The following is an 887-nucleotide window of genomic DNA, read 5'->3' on the forward strand; positions in this document are numbered from 1 at the left end:
TGCCGCGTGCTCGCGCTGGACGAGCCGACGGCGGCGCTCGACGAGGAGTCGGAGCGCGCGCTGCTCACCGGGCTCCGGATGCTCGCGGACCGCGGCGTGATCGTCGTGGTCGCCACCCACCGGCCGGCGACCATCGCGGCGGCCGACTCCGTGCTCGCCCTGTCCGCCGAGGCGGTCGTCCGATGAAGCGCACCGAGGTCCTCCGCGCGGCGATGCCGGGCCCGCGCCGCTTTCTCCCGGGGCTCTCCTTCGGGCTGCTGTCCGCCGCCTCCGTCGTGGCGCTGCTGGCCTGCTCGGCCTGGTTGATCGTGCGAGCGGCCGAGCAGCCGCCGATCCTCTTCCTCTCGATGGCCGTCGTCGGGGTGCGCGGGTTCGCTCTCGCGCGCGCCTTCTTCCGCTATGTGGAGCGGCTGACGGGGCACGACGCGGCCTTCCGCGCCCTCGGGGAGCTGCGGGCGGGCGTCTACGAGCGTCTGGTCCCCGTCGCTCCCGACGGTCTCGGCCGCGTGCGCCGCGGTGACCTGGTCTCGCGGGTGGTGGCCGACGTGGACGCGCAGCAGGACGTGCCGCTGCGGATCGTGCAGCCGCTGCTGGTCTCGGCCGTCGTCGCGGCGCTCTCGGTGACCGGTGTCTGGCTGCTCCTGCCGGCAATGGGTGCGGTGCTGCTGGTGCTGGTCGTCCTCGCATTCGTGGGCGGTGCCGTGGGCAGTGGGCTGCTCTCGGCGCGCGCCGACCGTGAGCTCGCCCCCCTGCGCGGCGAGCTGGCGGAACGGCTGAACCTCCTGGTCACGAGGCTCGACGTGCTGATCGCCTTCGACGCGGCCGGGGAGGCGATGGCCGATGTCGCCCGGGTGGAGGAGGCGCTCGCGCGCGCGCCCGCCCGCTCG

General features: G+C 75.2%; 1 protein-coding gene and 1 pseudogene. Both read left to right on the top strand.

Features of this window, described 5'->3' with window-relative positions; translation table 11 throughout:
• A pseudogene (locus ACH61_RS17710) lies at positions 1–186 on the top strand (hypothetical protein); the annotation flags it as partial.
• Positions 183–887 (top strand): ABC transporter domain-containing protein (locus ACH61_RS15665; RefSeq protein ID WP_461786701.1); only part of this gene is annotated, 705 nt, incomplete at its 3' end. The pseudogene ACH61_RS17710 and the gene ACH61_RS15665, both read left to right, overlap by 4 nt.

This window comes from Rathayibacter tanaceti (assembly GCF_001634385.1).
Classification (GTDB): domain Bacteria; phylum Actinomycetota; class Actinomycetes; order Actinomycetales; family Microbacteriaceae; genus Rathayibacter; species Rathayibacter tanaceti.